This is a genomic window from Psychromonas antarctica, from assembly GCF_022267535.1.
In the GTDB taxonomy this organism is placed as follows: domain Bacteria; phylum Pseudomonadota; class Gammaproteobacteria; order Enterobacterales; family Psychromonadaceae; genus Psychromonas; species Psychromonas antarctica.
Genome location: NZ_JAHNZV010000025.1, coordinates 1 through 20,004 on the forward strand (window position 1 = coordinate 1; position 20,004 = coordinate 20,004).

Here is a 20,004-nt window from a genome sequence, read left to right on the forward strand (position 1 = left end):
ATTTCAATGAACAATAACTTGTTGATGAACAAGCAGGGCAAATAAATCCATTTGGCCATTTCCATTTAAAAAGAGCATTTATACACTGAGCTTCTGTACCGTAATTCTTGAATAAATCAGGCAAACTATATCCATGCTGGTGTTGAACTTTATTTTTACTCATGTTCACACTCCTAATTTGAGTATGTTATGAGTATAGTTTACTTTTCATCCAATATTGGCTGAGTAATGTGGGTAATCAGGTAAGTTTTTTACCGAACCGTGGGCTCAAAGTGTCGGTTCGGTAAGTTCACAGGATGGTTTGGGTCCCTTTTTTAATAGTAATGCTTGCCAGAATTGTCACGTACGAGATGGTCGTGGCCATGCACCGCAGGCCAGTGAAGGTCAATTAGGCAGTGATTTCTCTACGCTATTGATTCGTGCTTCACGCAGTAAAGTAACGGTTGAGCAAGCGGGGCGCTTGAAACACGCTTTGCAGGCCAATATTGGTGATCCCTGTATCGGCGGGCAATTGCAGCACTTAGCTATTATGGGGGTTAAACCGGAAGCAAGTCAGCAAGTTAGTTATCGTTATAAAACAGTCAACTTTAAAGATGGAACACAAGTTGAGCTTCGTGATCCAATTTGGCATGTAAGTGGTAACGGCTGTTCGATTGCACAAGATACAGTCCTTTCTGCCCGCGTTGCACCACCGATGATAGGCCTTGGCTTATTGGCGTTAATTGATAAAGAAAATATCTTAACCCAGCAAGATATTGAAGATAGCAATCAAGATGGTATATCGGGTAAGGCTAACCAAGTGTGGTCGAAAAAAGAACAGCAAGTAATGCTCGGACGTTTTGGTTGGAAGGCAGGGCAGCCTAGTTTAAGACAGCAAACAGCGGCGGCTTTTTTAGGGGATATGGGGATCACCAGTGATCTTCATACAGCCGAAAATTGTCTGCCAACTCAACTGGATTGTCTTAATGCTGTGACCGGTAATAGCAACATCCGTGATCAAGGAAAATTTGAAGTCTCTACGCGGATACTCGATAAAGTCACTTTTTATACGCATCATTTGGCGGTACCTAAACGCCGTAATGCTTATGGTGCAGAGGTTATCGCGGGGAAACAAATTTTCAAGGATCTTGGATGTGGGCAGTGTCATACCGAAAGTTACACCACGCAAAAAAGTAGTGTGTTTAGGGCGCTGTCAGAACAAAAGATTTATTCTTATACGGATCTGTTATTACATGATATGGGACCCGCATTAACCGATTTTGATAAACACAGCAAAACAGTTGATGGTAAAATCCCTGTCGAATTTTTAGCTCAGGCTAATGAATGGCGTACGCCCCCTCTGTGGGGGCTGGGTCTAGCCAAAACAGTGGATCCGCGTGCTAACTTTTTGCATGACGGACGAGCTCGGACTATTTTAGAGGCGCTACTTTGGCATGGTGGGGAGGCACAAAAAAGTGTCAATGAACTGTTGATACTGGACAAAAAACAACGTGAAGCATTACTGACATTTTTAAATGATTTATAAAGTGCTAATTTCATTTTTCACGATTGGTTGCAGCCGATCTAACAAATTACGAGTCTGGTTTTATGGATATGCCTCCTGTTTTGAAAATAAATTTATCGATAATGGAATGGCGCATAAATAACTTCTGCTCGGGATAAGTAAATCGATATAGCGCGGTTAAGCCTCGTGTAATTCAGCGACCAATCGTCCACTATTGCTATGCGGAGTCGCTTGTAAACGACAATCTTTCCTGCGCAATACTTGATCAAGTCATTAATTCCTTTACTATAAGTGACCTCTGTTCGGAGTAAGTCACTCGTAACATAGGCGGTATTTCTGTGTGTTTCGACGTTAACTGAGCGGCCAATAGCTCGTTATTACTACGCTAAGTTACCTTCAGTGACACAAAACTATCAGCACCGTATGATGTGATTTATTAGCTTAATGTTAACTCTGAATTTTTACAATTGATGGTCAATAAGGATAACAATGATCCGCCATATTTTATTGCTTCGTTTTAAAACGGATACAACGGCCTACGCGTTAGCAGAATTACAAGCTGCATTTGCGGCTATGACTACAAAAGTAGACGGGCTAAGCGCTGTCGAGTGGGGAGAAAACAATAGCCCAGAAGGTAAAAATAAAGGCTATACGCATTGTATTATGATGGCGTTTCGTGATCAATTATCACGCGATGAGTATATCCCTCATCGCGCACATGATGCCTTGAAATTGATATTACGTCCTTTGGTTGATGACATTATCGTACTCGATTATAGTTATTAACATTCTGTTTTATAACAGTAATTTAAAAATATGAATTAGGTGTTTATGTATAAACTGATAGCTATCGATATGGATGGCACTTTGCTTAATAAAAATAAGCAGATCACCTCGCGCACTTACAGCGCGATTCAAGATGCAAAAGCTGCGGGCATTAAAATAGTGCTCGCCTCGGGGCGTCCTTTAGAAGGGCTACAACCCTACCTTGAATATCTGGGGCTGATTGCTGAAGATGACTTTGTTATCTCCTACAATGGCTCGCGAATACAACGCGTAGGCAATGGAAAAGTGCTTCATGAAGCAACTCTTCATGGCTCTGATGCCAAAATACTACATAAAATTGCAACTGAGTTTAATGTTTTTATACATGCTTTTTCAATAACTGATGGCTTGATCGCCCATAAAAATAATCCATGGACGGATATCGAGTCGACAGTAAACGGGGTCCCTGTCTGCGAAATGGATTTTCAGCAACTTGATGATAATAATGCGCTGATTAAAATAATGCTGGTTGGAGAGCCTGAGGCACTTGATAAAGTAGTCGTTAATTTACCCGCATCACTGAAGGATAACTACACGGTACTGCGCAGTGAGCCATTCTTCTTGGAGTTTTTACATATCGATAGTAATAAAGGGACTGCTGTCGAACATTTAGCTAATATTATGTGTCTAGACGCCGCTCAGGTTATGTGCATCGGGGATGCTGGAAATGATCATCACATGTTAAGTTTTGCTGGGTTTGCTGTGGCGATGGGCAACGCCACACTTGAAACTAAAGCATTGGCGGATTATATCGCGCCAAGTAATGATCAAGATGGTGTGGCTGTTGCAATAGAGGTTTATGCGTTACAAAAATAGTGCAATCTGACCATTTACATATGCATCTCATGTGCAAATGGCCAGCGTGATGCTCTAATACAGCAGACTATACAATTTACGTCGATACTGACTGACCAATACGGCATCATCAATCGTCGCTAAAAGATCTAACATCATTTTTTTAGCGTCTCCGTTTTCGTAGCCTAAATCACTAACAAGGATTTTGTAGAGCAAGGCCAACGCTTCGCTATTTCTTTTTGCTCGTTGGTATTGAATAGCAAGCTGATATTCAATGGCCTGCTTATCTTGCGCCGTTTGCAATTGTGCCTCTAAGGCGTCTATTTCCGGTGTTTGTGCTGATTCAAGGGCTATTTGCAATTGTGCTATCAAGCTGTGGTAGATCATATTTTGATCCGCTAGCGGAATAAGCTCTAAAATAGGACTGGCGATCTCATGATCTCCCAAAGCAAGATAAATCTGTGCTAATGCAAGGTTGATCTCATTATTTTCAGGTTCAAGTTTATTCGCCTCTAACAGCGTTGTTTTTGCTTCAACTAATTTACCTTGTGCAAACAAGGTTTGTCCCTGTTGTAGCAATTCCAAGGTTAGGTTGGGTGTATGTTTGTTAATAAACTGACGAATAAACTCTTCATTCTGTTCACCGGCAAATCCATCAACACCTTGTCCATCTTTAAACATAAATGCACTCGGTACACTTTGTACACCAAAATGGCTGACGATTTGCGGCTCAGTGTCGCAATTGATTCTCGCCAATGTAAACGCGTAATTATTTTCACCATGCAGTTTGTCTAATAAAGGCAATAAAGCGGTACAGATTGGGCATCGTGGTGACCAAAAAAACACCAATACTGGTTTTTCTTTTGAACCTTCAATAATAATTTGTGGGAAAGTAGAAACGCTTACGTCATAGCTATTTGCTTGCATGTTGACCTCAATTGTAATGAGTAGGAGATATTATTGCGTAGATTATCGTTTAAATAAGTGAACGCAAGCACCAATCCGATGTTTTTGATCACTGATGATTGATCTATTCGCTTTATTGCTTGTTTTTAACTGCCTGCAAAAGTAACATTAAGCCATTCTAAAGAGGAGCTCTTAATATGTTAACAGGTAGTATTGTCGCACTCGTGACACCAATGGATAAAACTGGCGAAATAGATTTCCATGCATTAAAAAAACTTGTTGAATTTCATATAAAATCGGGCACTTCGGCGATCGTGGCTGTTGGTACAACAGGCGAGTCGGCAACATTAAATGTTGATGACCATGTAAAAGTGGTCATGAAAACTGTCGAATTTGCAGCGGGACGTATTCCTATTATTGCTGGAAATGGCGCAAATTCGACATCAGAAGCAATTTCATTGAGCAAATTATTTGCCAATAGCGGAATTGTTGCCGGTTTAAATGTGACTCCCTATTACAATAAACCGACCCAAGAGGGACTTTATCAGCACTTTAAAGCTATTGCTGAATCTTGTGAATTACCGCAAATATTATATAACGTACCCGGTAGAACTGCTGTGGATATGTTGCCTGAAACGGTCGCTCGCCTATCTAAAATAAAAAACATTATAGGCATTAAAGAAGCAACGGGGAATTTGACGCGACTTGCAGAGATTAAAGCCTTAGTCGATGATGACTTTATTCTATACAGTGGTGATGATGAAAGCGCCTGTGATTTCATCGTACAGGGAGGCCATGGTGTTATTTCTGTGACTTGTAATATAGCGCCTGTTGAGATGAGAAAGATGTGTACAGCAGCATTAAATGGGCAAACTGATTTAGCTCAAGAAATAAATGCTCAGCTATTACCTTTGCATCAAAAGTTGTTTGTAGAGGCTAATCCCATCCCGGTAAAATGGGCTTGTGCTGAACTGGGGCTAATTCCAACGGCTGATTGTCGTCTACCATTAACCATCCTATCTCAGCAATACCAAACAGCCGTCCGTGACGCCTTAACTGAAGCAAAATTACTTTCATGATTAAATTATTTAAACAACGTAGTACAACTGCTGCCGTTATTATTGCTTTATCCTTAACGGGTTGTTCTCGTTTCGATACGCGCATGCAAGCAAACGGCACTTTTGATTATCAAAAAACACAATTAACACCGCCGTATCAAACTGCAGATTTTTCTAATGATGAGGCGCGAACACAATTCGCCGTCCCTGCTTTAACTGATATGCAAAGTAAACTGGGTTTTTTAACGCATGATGTAGACATACGTCCGCCCACTCAGCTTATTGCTGTGATCGACGGCGTTTCTCTTGATGCATCGGAGAAGCAGCAGACTAAGATTTGGTTTAATGCTTTTAAGCAAAATGATGATATAGCCACTAAAGTTTGGCAACTGCTTGAATCCTACCTTGCAGAAAATAAAGTGCCCGTCATCGCTAAAGATAATTTATCACAGCAGCTTGAGACGGGTGTTTTCAGTCAAAAAACTAATTTTGGCGGTTTTTTAAATAGCAGTGAAGTCGAGCAGCAATCTAGTTATCGATTTACGCTTGAGAAACAAAGCGACGGACATAGTGTCGCATTAAATGTGCAAGCTTTGACTTATAGGGAATCTAGCGAAGGGAAACCGTTAAAGTTTAATATGTCCAATAAGAACAAAAAGAATATAGAACTTCGCTTTGTTAACGATTTATTGGTATTTGCCTATAAAGAACAAGAGTCGAATGAACTAAAAGATCTCGATTCACAGCCCCTACCGATTAAACTCGGCTTTGATGATAATCATCAGAATGTCTGGGTGATTGAAACTCAATTTCTTGAAACTTGGCGAAAGCTGCCCGCTTTATTATCTCTATTAAATTTTGATGTAGTAGAAGCAGATAAAAACTTGGGCTATTTTTTACTCAAATATAATCCACCCAATAGTGACTATTGGGCTGAAAATAATTTAAATCCTTTTGAACTTGAAAGTGCGGAATACTTTATTCAGTTGGGCGAGTTGACGGGAGGCAGTACTTCCATTTCATGGTTAGATGAGGATAAAGCCCCGATATCAGATCAGAAAGTAACTGAAATTTACCTCAGTATTACCGATCGAGTGCGTAACGTTTTATTGTTACAGGACAAGCAGACTAAGCCACTTTAATTTATCTTCCAAGAAAAACCAATTGGCTAATGGTCCGTTGGTTTTTCTTTATGATTATCTTTTTTGAGTTCTTGCTCAACGGCAGCTTGTCTTTTCCGCTCTGCAATGGCTTCTTCAACTTTAGCGGGTAACTTCATATTCCCACTTTTTATTAACAACATAACATTACTTATAATCGTTCCCAAGAGTAATGCCATGAGCAACAAAATAATCCAACCACTCATAATGATTCCTTTAAATTAAGTATAAAAAAGCAGAAAATAAATTCTGCTTTTAGTTTAGTTAGACTTGCTTATCCGGGTTGATATTAATAAATTGCTAATCAATTAAGCCGTAATCTTTACGCAGTATTTCAACTATTTCAGCTTTGGGGTTGTCTGACAGTTTAATTTTTTGACCGATAACTTTCTCTGCTATACCGATATAAGTTTCAGAGATCTTCATTAAAACAGCAACAGGCAAGGCATTATCACGTGCTAATGCACTGCGTTCAGCCATGCGGTCTTTATTTAATAGTATATCGGGGTCTGGGAAATGATTTAATAATAGCTGACGAAAGTCTTCTTTAGAGTTTTCTACAATTTTTCCTTCTTTATAGGCTGCGCCATCCCAGATACGAGAAGAATCCGGGGTGCCGACCTCATCCATATAGATCAGTTTTTCATTGCCTGCCTTGTCAATCACATAACCAAATTCAAACTTAGTATCGACAAATATCTGCTCAATTTTGCCGAGCTCATTGCTGATCACATCAAAACCTTCTTTTAATAATTTTTCATACTCGCTGATATCTTCTACTTTACTAAAGTTGAACGCGGCAAAGTTATCTTCAATATTTTGACGCGTAATATTGACATCATCAACTGCTGGCACACCGGGGATCCCTTGAAGAATACCTTTGGTTGAAGGGGTGATCAGTAATTCAGGCAGCTTTTGATCTTTTTGTAATGCATCTGCAATGTGGATCCCACAGAATTCGCGTTCACCTTTTTCATAAGCACGCCACATCGAACCGGTAATATATTGACGACAAATCGCTTCTATCATCACCGGTTTTGCTTTTTGTACTATCCATACAAAGGGGTGCGGAATATCTAAGATATGACTATCAGCTAAGCCCTGTTCTTTAAAAAGCTTAAACCAATGATTAGAGATTGCATTTAACGCAGCACCTTTACCGGGTACACCATTCATTCCTTCTTCGCCATGCCAAATGCAATCAAATGCAGAGATACGATCACTGATAACCATAATGGCAAGAGGCGCATCACTTGCAACATCATAACCCTTATCGCGGATCAATCTTTTACTGTCAGCATCCGTTAACCAATAAACAGAGCGTACTTTACCGCTGTGCACTGGTTTGTCTGTGCGAATGGGTAAATCGTTATTAACAGCTAATACTTTATCGGCAAGACTCATAAACAATATCCTATATATAAAAGCAGATGAAAAACAAACTGGTCATGTCTGTAATGAAATAGTTTTGGTCGCAAATCATAGCAGAATATTATTGACTTATCATGTCAAAAAAAATGTTTACAGGTTAATCAGTTCATTCCACAGAACATCACTAAAAGCCAGCAAACATATAAATAAGGCTGCTGATAATGGTTCCTCACAAATAACACATAAGCATTGGAATTATTTTGGAGGCTAACTTTAAAAAAATTCGTTATATGCTCTCATTCCGCATTAAATAAACGCTAAGCAGAATGCAATGTTAAGACGATGATTATTTTGTATCCATTAGCCGCCCGCTCACCGTATAATAGCGGCAGATACCGTTAAATAGCGCCTTTTAGGAAAAAAAATGATAGAAGAGCAACAAAACAACCCGTTACATGGTCTTAAACTTGAAATTTTACTCACTGAATTAGTCGATTTCTATGGCTGGAACATTCTCGCAGCGGCGATGCGTTTCCACTGTTTTAAGACCAATCCTTCTATTGAAGGTAGCCTTAAATTTCTCAGGAAAACAGAATGGGCAAGAGAGAAACTGGAAGGGTTTTATCTCTCCCGTTTCAAACGCATGCCAAGACCAAGTGATGAAGAGTTTGAATTGCCACCCCGTGAGCGTGCCTTTGCGCTTTCTATTGTGCCGCGCGATCCAATGATATTGACCGTGGAGTCGATAGAGCTTTCTCAGGCTAAAGCGGCTTCAATGCATAAAGAAAAAACGGCACCACGAGCGAACTCCACTCATCGCAATAGTTTCAAACCTGCGCATAAATCAGCTCGTGGAGGAGAGGCTGCAAAGAGTAGTGAAGCGCCATATGATCCCACTAATCCATGGAATAAATAAGCAATAACCAAAACTACAGCTTAACCTGTTTATACCTAAGCTCTTAATGTGCGTGCACATTGGGCAGCTTGGGTATCGGCTTTAGTGCTTCGCTCAGCACTTTCTTATCACTCCGAAATGGCTGTTAATTGAGTAAACCCGCCGTCTCAAAAATTACCACTCTCTCACATAATCGTCAATTTAAGTATCGGGTGATTGTATAGGGTGTGATACCTGTGTATATTGCCCCTCATACAAATTTCGCAAGTTAACTGATCTCTTAATGAAGAAAGCTAATATTAATGGCTAAGCAACATAAGAATGCAACTACGACCGCGGAGATTCGTGCTTTTATTCACGCATCCGATCTACCTACGGCGGTATTAGCACGTCTGCTGAAAATTTCGGAATCGACAGTACGTAAATGGCGGAAGCGCAGTGATACCAATGATGCATCACATATCCCCAAGCAATTAAACACCACCCTGAGTGTGCCGCAAGAGTTTGCCATCGTGCATTTGCGCAGCCGATTAATGCTTTCGTTAGATGAATTGCTGGTGGTGTGCAAAGAGTTTATTAATGAAAACACTTCTCGTGCCGGACTACAGCGCTGTTTAAAGCGCCATGGTGTATCCCGCTTAGCGGATATGGATCCAATGCTTGATATGATCGATGATGATTTTGTATTGGTCGATATAGAAGAAAATGAATCCAACCAAGTGATCAGCTCACAAATTTCCCCGCAAGCGATGTCTGATGTGTTAAATCAAATGCGCCAGAAAAGCAGAGAATGCACGCAAACTCCCAGTGAATTGGCAGAATATGCCTTACATGCCAAATCAACGGAGTTAAGTTGCCTAGATGTGGTGCAAGTGAATGTGACCACCTTGCCTAAATTTATCGGCCAGACAGCGCAATACAGATTATTAGTGGCGAACGATCCCGATGGCAGCTGGCTTTATGTTGATCTCTATTGTGATGATGAGAAAAATGCAGCCAGACGCTACATGAAACACGTTTTAAAAAAAGCGCCATTTCATATCCGTCGTGTACTTGCCGGTAATTACAATGAATTTTTAAGTCGCTTTCGTTTATTAGATGAGCAATAACAACCGCCATTTACGTTTATAACGATTACGCAACAGATCCTAACTGGAGTAATAGAATGTCAGACGAAAAAAACAACAATAATGCCACTGCAGTTGAAGATAAGCAGTTAAATTCGCGTTTACAAAGCACTCCAATAGCGATTGTCGGTATGGCATCAGTTTTTGCTGAAAGTAAAAACCTAGCGCAATTTTGGGACAATATTGTTGAGTCGGTTAATGGTATTAAAGATATACCAGAAGATCGCTGGGCGATTGACGATTATTACTCCAGTGATAAAAAAGCAGCGGATAAAAGTTATTGTAAACGCGGCGGATTTTTACCTGAAGTTGACTTCGATCCCATGGAATTTGGTCTACCACCTAATATTTTAGAGCTTACCGATATCACTCAGTTAATGTCATTAGTGGTGGCGCGTGATGTCTTAGCGGATGCCGGCATTAGTGATGAAAATAGTTATGATCGCGATAAAATCGGCATCACATTAGGTGTTGGCGGTGGCCAAAAGCAAGGCGGCCAGCTAGTGTCTCGCCTGCAGGGCCCGGTTTTAGATAAAGTGTTAAAAGCATCGGGTGTTAATCAGCAAGATCGCACTGTTATTATTGATAAATTTAAAAAAGCCTATATCCCTTGGGAAGAAAATTCTTTCCCTGGCATGTTGGGCAATGTGATTGCTGGTCGTATCGCCAACCGCTTTAACTTTGGTGGTACTAACTGTGTGGTTGATGCTGCTTGTGCTGGCTCACTTGCGGCAATTAAAATGGCGGTATCAGATCTGCTTGAATATCGCTCGGAAATGATGATTTCTGGCGGTGTGTGCTGCGATAATTCTCCCTTTATGTATATGTCATTTTCAAAAACACCTGCCTTTACGGATGCTGATAATACTTGCCCTTTTGATGAGAAATCGAAGGGGATGATGATTGGCGAAGGGGTCGGCATGATCGCCCTTAAGCGTCTTGAAGATGCTGAGCGTGATGGCGATAAAATTTATGCGGTGATTAAAGGCATTGGTAGTTCATCTGATGGCCGTTTTAAATCAATTTATGCGCCGCGCCCAGAAGGGCAATTGAAAGCATTAAAACGCGCCTATGCGGATGCGGGTTTTGACCCAAAAACCTGTGGTTTGATTGAAGCGCATGGCACTGGCACTAAGGCCGGGGATGCTGCAGAATTTACTGGCCTAAATCTACTTTTTAGTGAGCATAACGATCAAAAACAATATATCGCATTAGGCTCGGTGAAATCTCAAATCGGTCATACGAAAGCGGCCGCAGGCACTGCAGGTATCATTAAAGCAGCGTTGGCGCTGCATCATAAAATACTGCCTGCGACAATTAATGTCGATCAGCCTAATCAGAATTTAGATATTGAAAATACACCGTTGTATGTCAATAACGAAACACGCCCTTGGATGCCGCGCGCTGATGGCATTAAACGTCGAGCGGGCATTAGCTCATTTGGTTTTGGCGGTACTAACTTCCATTTTGTATTAGAAGAGTACAGAAATACGCAGACCGCGGCTTATCGTTTAACGGCTGTGCCGCAAACTATTTTAATCAGTGCGGCAGATAAAGCTGCTTTAATTGCTTCTTTATCACTTTGCTTGGAAAAATTGGCTATTCCAGAAGACCAAGCGGTGTATGCGTTTAATGCTTTAGTCTGTGAACATCCACTTAGAAAGCTGGCAGATGATGATACGCGCTGCGGTTTTGTTGCTCAAGATGCGGCACAGGCAAAAATAGCCATTGAGCAAATCTTAAAACAATTAAACAGTGATCCTAGCAATACATGGAGTACGCCAAGCGGTCTATATTACCGTGACTCAGGTTTAGCAACGGCGGGTAAGGTGGTTGCTCTATTTTCTGGTCAAGGATCGCAATATCTTAATATGGGACGAGATCTACTTTGTAATTTCCCTCCTATGCTTGCTAGTGCGGCGCAAATGGATAAACAGTTTAGCGTAGCAGGTTTGCCTCAACTTTCAGAAACACTGTATCCCATTCCTGTTTTCAGTGATGCGCAGCGTAAGGCACAACAAGAACGTTTACGTTTAACCCAATATGCACAACCTTCAATTGGTGCATTTAGTGTCGGTTTATATAACACCTTTAGCCAAGCGGGTTTTAAATGCGATTTTACTGCTGGACACAGTTTTGGTGAGTTGACCGCATTATGGGCGGCAGGTGTTGTCTCTGATTCTGATTATATGACGTTGGCGCGTAGTCGTGGTCAGGCAATGGCGGCTCCGAGTGATCCCAGCTTTGACACTGGCACAATGATCGCGGTGATCGGTTCGCCTGACGAAATAGCAGATGAGATTAAAGCAATTCCAGATATAAAGATTGCTAATTATAATGCTAAAAATCAGGTTGTGGTTGCCGGCGTAACGGAGCAAATATCTGTTGCTTCTGCTGCGCTGCAGGCCAAAGGTTACAAAGTCGTTGATCTCCCTGTTTCCGCTGCATTTCATACTGAATTGGTTGGCCATGCGCAAAAGCCTTTTGCTGAGGTCATTGATAGTATTGAATTTAAGACTCCGTCCATTCCTGTTTATGCCAATGGTAGTGGTAAAGCGCATGCTGAGAGTGGCGAAGCGATTAAAGCAAGTCTAAAAAATCATATTCTTGAACCTGTACACTTTAGTGAGCAAATTGAAAACTTATATCAAGTTGGTGGACGCATATTTGTTGAATTTGGGCCAAAAAATGTATTAACCCGTCTCGTGGATAATATTTTAGCGGATAAAAATGATGTCACGACGATTGCCATTAACAGCAACGCACATAAATCGGCTGATCTGCAACTTCGTTTGGCAGCAGTGGAAATGGCTGTCCTTGGTCTATCTTTGCATAATATTGATCCATACGATGCACTTCAACGCCCATTAGTTGCGCCTAAAAAATCGCCATTAGCGATGAAATTAACGGGTGCGGCTTATGTCAGTGATAAATCCAAAAAAGCATTTTCAGATTGCCTTAATGATGGTTGGACCTTAAGTGGATCTGATCCTAAAACCGTTGAAAAAATAGTGATTAAAGAAGTCATTGTGGAAAAAGTCGTTGAAAAGATAGTTTATCTAAATAGCGATGGTACGCCGCTTAATCAAGTACCTACAGCAACTGGGCAAAGTGAATTAGCGCAGTCCATTGAGCAGACTGTCGCCTCGTTTGTAAATCAGCAGGCACAACTACTCAACGTGCATCAAGAATATATGCAAGGACCTAAAGCCTATGCTGAAACTTTCCAAACTGTTCTGCAAGCACAAGCGGGCGCAACACAATTACCGGAAAGTTTAGACAAAACGCTAGCAATGTATCATCAGTTCCAGAGTGATACTTTACGTGTTCATGAAACTTATCTGAATAATCAAACAGCTAATATGGCGCATATGTTATCTGCGTTACCCGAAACAGGTACTCAGGCTGCGATTGCATCGTTAAATACGGCAACAACGTCCCCTGTAACTGCTGCGCATAAAAAACCGCTAGTGGATCTTTCTGAACAAATTGCGGCCACGCATCAGACTATTCAGAAAAACAGTGTTAAGGAGACGGTTACGCCAATTCCAGCAACGGGACCTGTTGTTAATGCTCCGGTATTTGATCTTAATAGTATTGAAAAAGTAATGCTTGCGGTGGTTGCCGATAAGACAGGCTATCCCGCTGAGATGCTTGAACTTTCCATGGATATGGAAGCTGACTTGGGCATCGACTCGATTAAACGAGTAGAAATTCTCGGTGCGGTGCAAGATGAAATTAGTCATTTGCCTGAGCTAAATGCGGAAGATCTTGCTGAATTACGTACATTGGGAGAAATCGTTACCTATATGGGGTCGGTTGCCGCAAGTATCGCTGCGCCTGCTAGTGCTGACACAATACTTGCTGCACAGCCATCTGTCACGCTAGATGTCGCGCAAATAGAAAAAGTAATGATGAGTGTGGTGGCAGATAAAACCGGCTATCCCGCTGAGATGCTTGAACTTTCAATGGATATGGAAGCGGACTTGGGGATCGACTCAATTAAACGCGTTGAGATTCTCGGTGCGGTGCAAGATGAAATCAGTCATTTGCCTGAGCTAAATGCGGAAGATCTTGCTGAATTACGTACATTGGGAGAAATCGTTACCTATATGGGGTCGGTTGCCGCAAGTATCGCTGCGCCTGCTAGTGCTGACACAATACTTGCTGCACAGCCATCCGTCACGCTAGATGTCGCGCAAATAGAAAAAGTAATGATGAGTGTGGTGGCAGATAAAACCGGCTATCCCGCTGAGATGCTTGAACTTTCAATGGATATGGAAGCGGACTTGGGTATCGACTCGATTAAACGTGTTGAGATTCTCGGTGCCGTGCAAGATGAAATCAGTCATTTGCCCGAGCTAAATGCGGAAGATCTTGCTGAATTACGTACATTGGGAGATATCGTTACCTATATGGGGGCGGTTGCCGCAAGTATCGCTGCGCCTGCAAGTACTAGTGCTGACACAACACTTGCTGCACAGCCAACCGTCACGCTAGATGTCGCGCAAATAGAAAAAGTAATGATGAGTGTGGTGGCAGATAAAACCGGCTATCCCGCTGAGATGCTTGAACTTTCAATGGATATGGAAGCGGACTTGGGGATCGACTCGATTAAACGTGTTGAGATTCTCGGTGCGGTGCAAGATGAAATCAGTCATTTGCCTGAGCTAAATGCGGAAGATCTTGCTGAATTACGTACATTGGGCGAAATCGTTACCTATATGGGGTCGGTTGCCGAAAGTATCGCTGCGCCTGCAAATGGAAATGCAAGTGCTAATGTGCCATTTGCTGCACAGCAAACCGTCACGCTAGATGTCGCGCAAATAGAAAAAGTAATGATGAGTGTGGTGGCAGATAAAACCGGCTATCCCGCTGAGATGCTTGAACTTTCAATGGATATGGAAGCGGACTTGGGCATCGACTCGATTAAACGAGTAGAAATTCTCGGTGCGGTGCAAGATGAAATCAGTCATTTGCCCGAGCTAAATGCGGAAGATCTTGCTGAGTTACGTACATTGGGAGAAATCGTTACCTATATGGGGTCGGTTGCCGCAAGTATCGCTGCGCCTGCAAATACTAGTGCTGGCACAACACTTGCTGCACAGCCAACCGTCACGCTAGATGTCGCGCAAATAGAAAAAGTAATGATGAGTGTGGTGGCAGATAAAACCGGCTATCCCGCTGAGATGCTTGAACTTTCAATGGATATGGAAGCGGACTTGGGGATCGACTCAATTAAACGCGTTGAGATTCTTGGTGCTGCGCAAGATGAAATAAGTGCTTTGCCTGAATTGAATGCACAAGCGTTAGCAGAACTGCGCACATTAGGACAAATAGTAGAGTATATGGGGACAACGCTTGGAACCTCTGGCAATAAAAGTGAGGAGGAAAACGAAGTAAAAAAGCCTGAACAGAGAGTCACTAAATTCGAGCCGGTGCCAAGTGCCGTGGTTAAGATTCAGCATCTTGATCCAACAAAACAAATAGAGCGCAACATGAATGGCGAAAATTTGTTACTTGTTAATGATGGTGAAGGTGCGAGTGTTCGTCTCGCTGATAAACTAACGCAACTAGGTTGGACGGTGACGGTATTAACCCCTGTTTGGGTTAAAAGCGTCAGTTCAAAGAACTTTGCTGACAATATCAATCAGGTAGAACTTGCCGAGCTGAATGAGCAAGAGTTAACGACTATTCTCGCCACTCAAACCCGTTGGACAACGGTTATCTATTTGCATCCGAAAGCGACTATTAGTGCGATTGAATATCCACAAATTAGTAAGCAGGGTCTACAACTCGCGTTTTTATTAGCAAAATTAACGGGTATTGCTAAGGTTGAAAATAAAGATGCCCGTTCATCATTTGTTGTTTTAACCCGTCAGGGGGGGAGTTTTGCATTAGACGATAGCGAATTAGATGCTGATTTAGTGCAGAGTGGTTTAACTGCTTTAGTTAAAACATTAGCTCATGAATGGCCAAACGTATTCTGTCGTGCGATTGATATAGCCAGTAAATTTGCTGGCGATAAAGTAGCGAATCTCATTATCGATGAACTTTACGATGCCGACATTAAACCCGTTGAAGTGGGTTTTAATCACAATGGCCGTTTAACATTAATGGCAGAGGCAAGCGATAGTAATGCTTTATCGGCAGGCAATCAGATTAATCAAGATTCCTTATTTTTGGTTAGTGGTGGTGCAAAAGGTGTTACTGCGCAGTGTGTTATTCGTTTAGCACAACAATACCAATCAAAGTTTATCCTTTTAGGACGAACGGCTTATAACAGTGATGAGCCGAATTGGGCGTTAGGAATAACCGACCTTGCAGCACTGAAAAAATCTGCGATGCAAAGTTTGCAGAGTGCCAATGAAAAAGCGACTCCGGTAACGGTGGCTGCGCAGATTCGTCCCATTTTAGCTAATCGTGAAATTAAGCAAACATTAGAGGCAATTAATGCTGCTGGTGGTCTTGCTGAATATATCTGTGCTGATGTCACTGATAGCGATAATGTCGTTGCAGCGGTCTCTCCTGTGACAGATTTATGGGGCGATATCACGGGGATTATTCATGGTGCAGGCGTACTGGCAGATAAATTTATAGAGCAGAAAACACTCGCCGATTTTGATGCGGTATATAACACCAAAATCGAAGGGTTATTATCTTTGTTGGCATGTTGTCAGCAAGATAAGCTTCAACAATTAGCGTTATTTTCATCTGCCGCTGGTTTTTACGGCAATGCAGGCCAATCAGATTATGCCATTGCCAATGATATCTTAAATAAAACGGCATACCGTTTTAAAGCGCTACATCCTGCAGCTCAAGTACTGAGTTTTAATTGGGGACCTTGGGATGGTGGAATGGTGACCGCGGATCTTAAACGTATGTTTACAGAGCGCGGCGTTTATATTATTCCGCTTGATGCGGGGGCACAGTTGTTTGTTAATGAACTAGGTGCCGATAGCAATCGCTCCCCACAACTCCTCGTTGGTAATGATATGGGAGGGGGGCCTGTTGCGCAGCCGGAGGATTCATCAAAAAAGTCGTTAGTGAGTCACTTATCTAGAACTCTTTTAGCGGCTAACAATCCTTTTATTGCGGATCACCAGATCGGTGCTGAACAAGTATTACCGACGGTTTGTGCTATTGCTTATATGGTGGAAGCAGCGCAGGCTATCTATCCTGATTATCTGTACAGCGGTTTTGAAAATTATAAACTCTTTAAAGGCATTATCTTTAATAATGCCCAAGCAAGAAAATTGGATATTGATCTTCAATTAGTGGCACAAAGTCCAGAGCTATTATCTATTGAAGCTAAGATATCGAGTACAGATCGCAGTGGCAGAACCGTTTTCCATTATGTAGCCACCTTGTTGTTTGTTAAACAGCGCTCAGTGTTACCTCTTTATAGTGGGGAATTAAGCCAATTACAGCTAAGTAAACAAGCAAGCGCCGCGACTTTGTATAAAGATGGCACGCTGTTTCATGGTGAAAGCTTTCAGGGAATTTTAGCGATTAATGCCTGTGATGAGCAGGGATTGCTGTTGAGTTGTAAAATTGAGTCCACGGTTTTAGCTAAGCAGGGGGAATTTGATCTCAGTAATTTTAATCTTTTTGCCAACGATCTTGTTTATCAGGCGTTACTCGTCTGGACAGGTAAACAGCTTGGGCTTGGCGCGCTACCATCTACGACGAGTCGCTGGACCGTCTATCAAGAAGTGCCGGTTGATCAACCTTTTTATTTGAAACTGATGGTGACAGAGCAAAAGGGAACGCTGCTGGTTGCCGATATTGCTCTGATTGATATCGATAAACAGATCTTAGCAAATGTAGTCGGCGCAGCAGTGACATGCAGTGGCAGTCTAACTGAGCTATTTAAAGTCGTTAAAAGCAATGACTGAGTTGCGAAGTCTTAATAATCAACTTGCCGTGATTGGTTTTGATGCGCAGCTAGCCGGACTCAATGGTATCGATCGGGTTGCTGCGGCCTTATATGATGGCGCGCCGCAGACACAAACACAATCAGATGGTGATTTTGTTAATGATGATACGCTATGCCAGCGTCTGCTAAGTGCTTGTGAACTCAGCGCTGACAAAGTGGCCGTGGTTATTGTTGGTATCCGCGCTCAGGTGACCGTAGTGGAATCGGCTTATTACCGTTGCGATAGGGTCGATGACTTGAGTGACGCTTTAGCGCTAAGCGATAGACTTATTGGCAACGATAACGTCGCTGTCTTATTAGTTGCGAGTAATCAGCAAACTGTAAATCAGATACAAGAAAAAGCGTCGATTAGTTTTGATTTGGGTTTCAATGCCTATGGTGCAACGAATGGTCTTTGTGCCCTATTACTGGCAAGTCGTGAGTTTGCTAGCGTACAACACAGCTATATTTATGCCAGCATAAACAGCGCTATAAGTGGCGATACCAGCCAACCTTTTGATGCAATAATCAATCAGGCGATGACAGAAGCTGAAATAAGCAGCGAACAGATAAGTTTGCTTGAGGTGTCTGCTTGCGCTGATAAAAATTTAAAAACATTAGAAGAAAATGGGTTACTGCGAGCTTATCAAAATGATTGCAGACTCAATAGTGCAATAGGTTGCAGTAAAGCCGTGTTTGGTGAAAACCGTGCCTTGTCAGAACTGCTTGGGTTATTGCATTGTACTTTGTCTTTACAGCAGAGATACCGTCCTGCTATTAATGATTGGCAGTCACCAATACAGCTTGAAAAATGGCAAAAATCCCCTTTTTATCTACTTGCAAACGCCGTGCCTCTTTTCCCTCAATCTAATGGGGAGCCTTGTTATGCTGCTTATAGCTGTGTATCACAAAACCATTATAGCCATCTTATTTTGCAAGAAAATAATGACCAACAGATACACCATAATGGCTATTTAGCCCAATCGGATCTGTCGCTATTTATTATTAAGGGAGAGACACAGAGCGAATTACTTTCTAAGTTAAGTGACGTGCTCTCTCAGTTAGATGTCTTACTTGGTAACGCGCGCAATAAGCAGTTTAAGAAATTAGCGAAAGATCTCTATTTGGCCTCTATTAAAAAACCGAGTTCAAGCTATTGTACCGTGCTTATTGCGCAGTCACCTGAACAGTTGGTGAAAGAGGTTGAATCGGCGGTAACAGGTGTGCAACGCGCATTTGCACAACAAAGCGATTGGAAAACGCCACGCGGTAGTTATTTTTGCGTAGCACCGATTGCAGATCCAAATAATATTGGATTTTTATATCCCGGTATTGGCGCTGGCTATTTAGGGCTGGGGCGCGATCTTTTCCACTTATTTCCTGATATCTATCCCAGTGTAATGGCGTTATCAACGGATCTTGGTAGCACTTTAAAAGATAAATTATTAACTCCGCGCTCTGTCGTTGCATTGCAATCCAAAGATCTTAAGCAGTTGGATTTAATACTACGTAAAGATCTTGCGACTATGGCGGAATGCGGTGTTGGTTATGCTTGCGTATTAACTAAAATTGTAGAGCAAGTTATTCATATCAAGGCTAATGTTGCTGGCGGTTACAGCATGGGTGAAGTGAGCATGTTCACTGCATTAGGATGTTGGAAAACCCCTGGGGTAATGAGTGCTCGTTTAGCTACTTCTGAGACTTTTAATAAACAGTTGGCAGGTGAACTACAGACCATTAGAGCATTGTGGAATTTACCCTCGACCGTTGAAGGTGGCGAGATGCAGATTTGGCAGTCCTATCACGTTAAAAGTACCTTACAAGCCGTTAAAGCGGTGATTGCTGATAATAAGCGCGTTTATATCACTATTATTAATACCGCAGAAAGTCTCGTGATTGCTGGTTATCCTGCGGATTGTTTAGCCGTTATTGCACGATTGGGCGTGCGTGTTATGCCGCTTAATGTCGCTAATGCTATTCACTGTGCTCCGGCTTATCAGCACTACCAGCCGATGGTTGATTTGTACAATATAGAACTGGCGACACGAATTGAAAGCAAATGTTATTCAAGCAGCTGTTATCTACCGGTGCCTTTTAATCAAAAAGCAATTGCGGTGAGTATCGCCAAATGCTTATGCGATCCGGTTGATTTCCCTCGTCTTATTAACGCGTTAGCGAAGAAGGCTTCAGTATTTATTGAAATGGGAGCGGGGCGCGTACTGTCGGTTTGGGCAGATAAAATATTAAATGATAGTGATCTGGCTGGAGCGCATCTTTGTGTGGCTATGAATGCCAAAGGTAGCAGCGATCAATATACTTTTATACGGGCATTAGCCAAATTGGTTAGCTTCGGAATTAGTGCAGATTTACACAGTTTTTTTAACGGAACGATTATTCAACCCGTTAATCAGAGCAAGTTAACCGCTCGATAAAGAGCGGTGGTTG

12 protein-coding genes and 1 pseudogene are annotated in these 20,004 nt (G+C 42.0%); 9 read left to right on the top strand and 4 right to left on the bottom strand.

Translation table 11 applies throughout. From position 1 onward, the window contains the following. Nucleotides 1–163 (bottom strand): transposase (locus KSO91_RS08085; RefSeq protein ID WP_238742471.1); only part of this gene is annotated, 163 nt, incomplete at its 3' end. 135 nt (nucleotides 164–298) lie between these two features. Here KSO91_RS08085 and KSO91_RS08090 point away from each other — a divergent pair. The 3 genes and pseudogenes from KSO91_RS08090 to KSO91_RS08100 all read left to right on the top strand — a co-directional run. After that, nucleotides 299–1,525, top strand: a pseudogene (locus tag KSO91_RS08090) (di-heme oxidoreductase family protein); the annotation flags it as partial. Nucleotides 1,526–1,993: 468 nt separating this feature from the next. Further along, on the top strand, nucleotides 1,994–2,290 hold the full coding sequence (locus KSO91_RS08095) for a Dabb family protein (protein ID WP_238742448.1): 297 nt from the start codon (nucleotides 1,994–1,996) through the stop codon (nucleotides 2,288–2,290). A gap of 45 nt (nucleotides 2,291–2,335) precedes the next feature. Beyond that, a complete protein-coding gene (locus KSO91_RS08100) occupies nucleotides 2,336–3,145 on the top strand; it encodes a Cof-type HAD-IIB family hydrolase (protein ID WP_238742449.1) in 810 nt (269 codons plus the stop codon). Nucleotides 3,146–3,199: 54 nt separating this feature from the next. Here the strand turns inward: KSO91_RS08100 and KSO91_RS08105 are convergent, their stop codons facing one another. Then, on the bottom strand, nucleotides 3,200–4,051 hold the full coding sequence (locus tag KSO91_RS08105; RefSeq protein WP_238742450.1) for a thioredoxin family protein: 852 nt from the start codon (nucleotides 4,049–4,051) through the stop codon (nucleotides 3,200–3,202). Nucleotides 4,052–4,227: 176 nt separating this feature from the next. Between KSO91_RS08105 and dapA the strand changes: the two genes are divergently transcribed. Both dapA and bamC read left to right on the top strand, forming a co-directional pair. Further along, nucleotides 4,228–5,109: a 4-hydroxy-tetrahydrodipicolinate synthase gene (gene dapA / locus KSO91_RS08110; RefSeq protein WP_238742451.1), complete on the top strand. Its 882-nt coding sequence runs from the start codon at nucleotides 4,228–4,230 to the stop codon at nucleotides 5,107–5,109. Then, nucleotides 5,106–6,230, top strand: a complete 1,125-nt coding sequence (gene bamC / locus KSO91_RS08115) for an outer membrane protein assembly factor BamC (RefSeq protein ID WP_238742452.1) — start codon at nucleotides 5,106–5,108, stop codon at nucleotides 6,228–6,230. Before dapA ends, bamC begins: the two co-directional genes overlap by 4 nt. 26 nt (nucleotides 6,231–6,256) lie before the next feature. Here the strand turns inward: bamC and KSO91_RS08120 are convergent, their stop codons facing one another. Both KSO91_RS08120 and KSO91_RS08125 read right to left on the bottom strand, forming a co-directional pair. After that, on the bottom strand, nucleotides 6,257–6,454 hold the full coding sequence (locus KSO91_RS08120) for a DUF2897 family protein (protein ID WP_238742453.1): 198 nt from the start codon (nucleotides 6,452–6,454) through the stop codon (nucleotides 6,257–6,259). A 94-nt stretch (nucleotides 6,455–6,548) separates the two neighbouring features. Further along, nucleotides 6,549–7,652 (bottom strand): phosphoribosylaminoimidazolesuccinocarboxamide synthase, encoded by a 1,104-nt coding sequence (locus KSO91_RS08125; RefSeq protein ID WP_238742454.1) that lies wholly within the window; start codon nucleotides 7,650–7,652, stop codon nucleotides 6,549–6,551. Nucleotides 7,653–8,043: 391 nt separating this feature from the next. Here KSO91_RS08125 and KSO91_RS08130 point away from each other — a divergent pair, with 391 nt between their 5' ends. From KSO91_RS08130 to KSO91_RS08145, 4 genes are all read left to right on the top strand, one after another. Continuing rightward, complete coding sequence (locus tag KSO91_RS08130; RefSeq protein ID WP_238742455.1) at nucleotides 8,044–8,535, top strand: VF530 family protein; 492 nt, start codon at nucleotides 8,044–8,046, stop codon at nucleotides 8,533–8,535. Between the two features lie 281 nt (nucleotides 8,536–8,816). After that, nucleotides 8,817–9,623 (top strand): helix-turn-helix domain-containing protein, encoded by an 807-nt coding sequence (locus tag KSO91_RS08135; RefSeq protein WP_238742456.1) that lies wholly within the window; start codon nucleotides 8,817–8,819, stop codon nucleotides 9,621–9,623. A 56-nt stretch (nucleotides 9,624–9,679) separates the two neighbouring features. Continuing rightward, entirely contained in the window at nucleotides 9,680–17,539 is a 7,860-nt protein-coding gene (locus KSO91_RS08140; protein ID WP_238742457.1) for a type I polyketide synthase, read from the top strand. After that, complete coding sequence (locus tag KSO91_RS08145) at nucleotides 17,532–19,991, top strand: PfaB family protein (protein WP_238742458.1); 2,460 nt, start codon at nucleotides 17,532–17,534, stop codon at nucleotides 19,989–19,991. The genes KSO91_RS08140 and KSO91_RS08145 overlap by 8 nt, the downstream gene beginning before the upstream one ends. The last annotated feature ends 13 nt before the right edge of the window (nucleotides 19,992–20,004 follow it).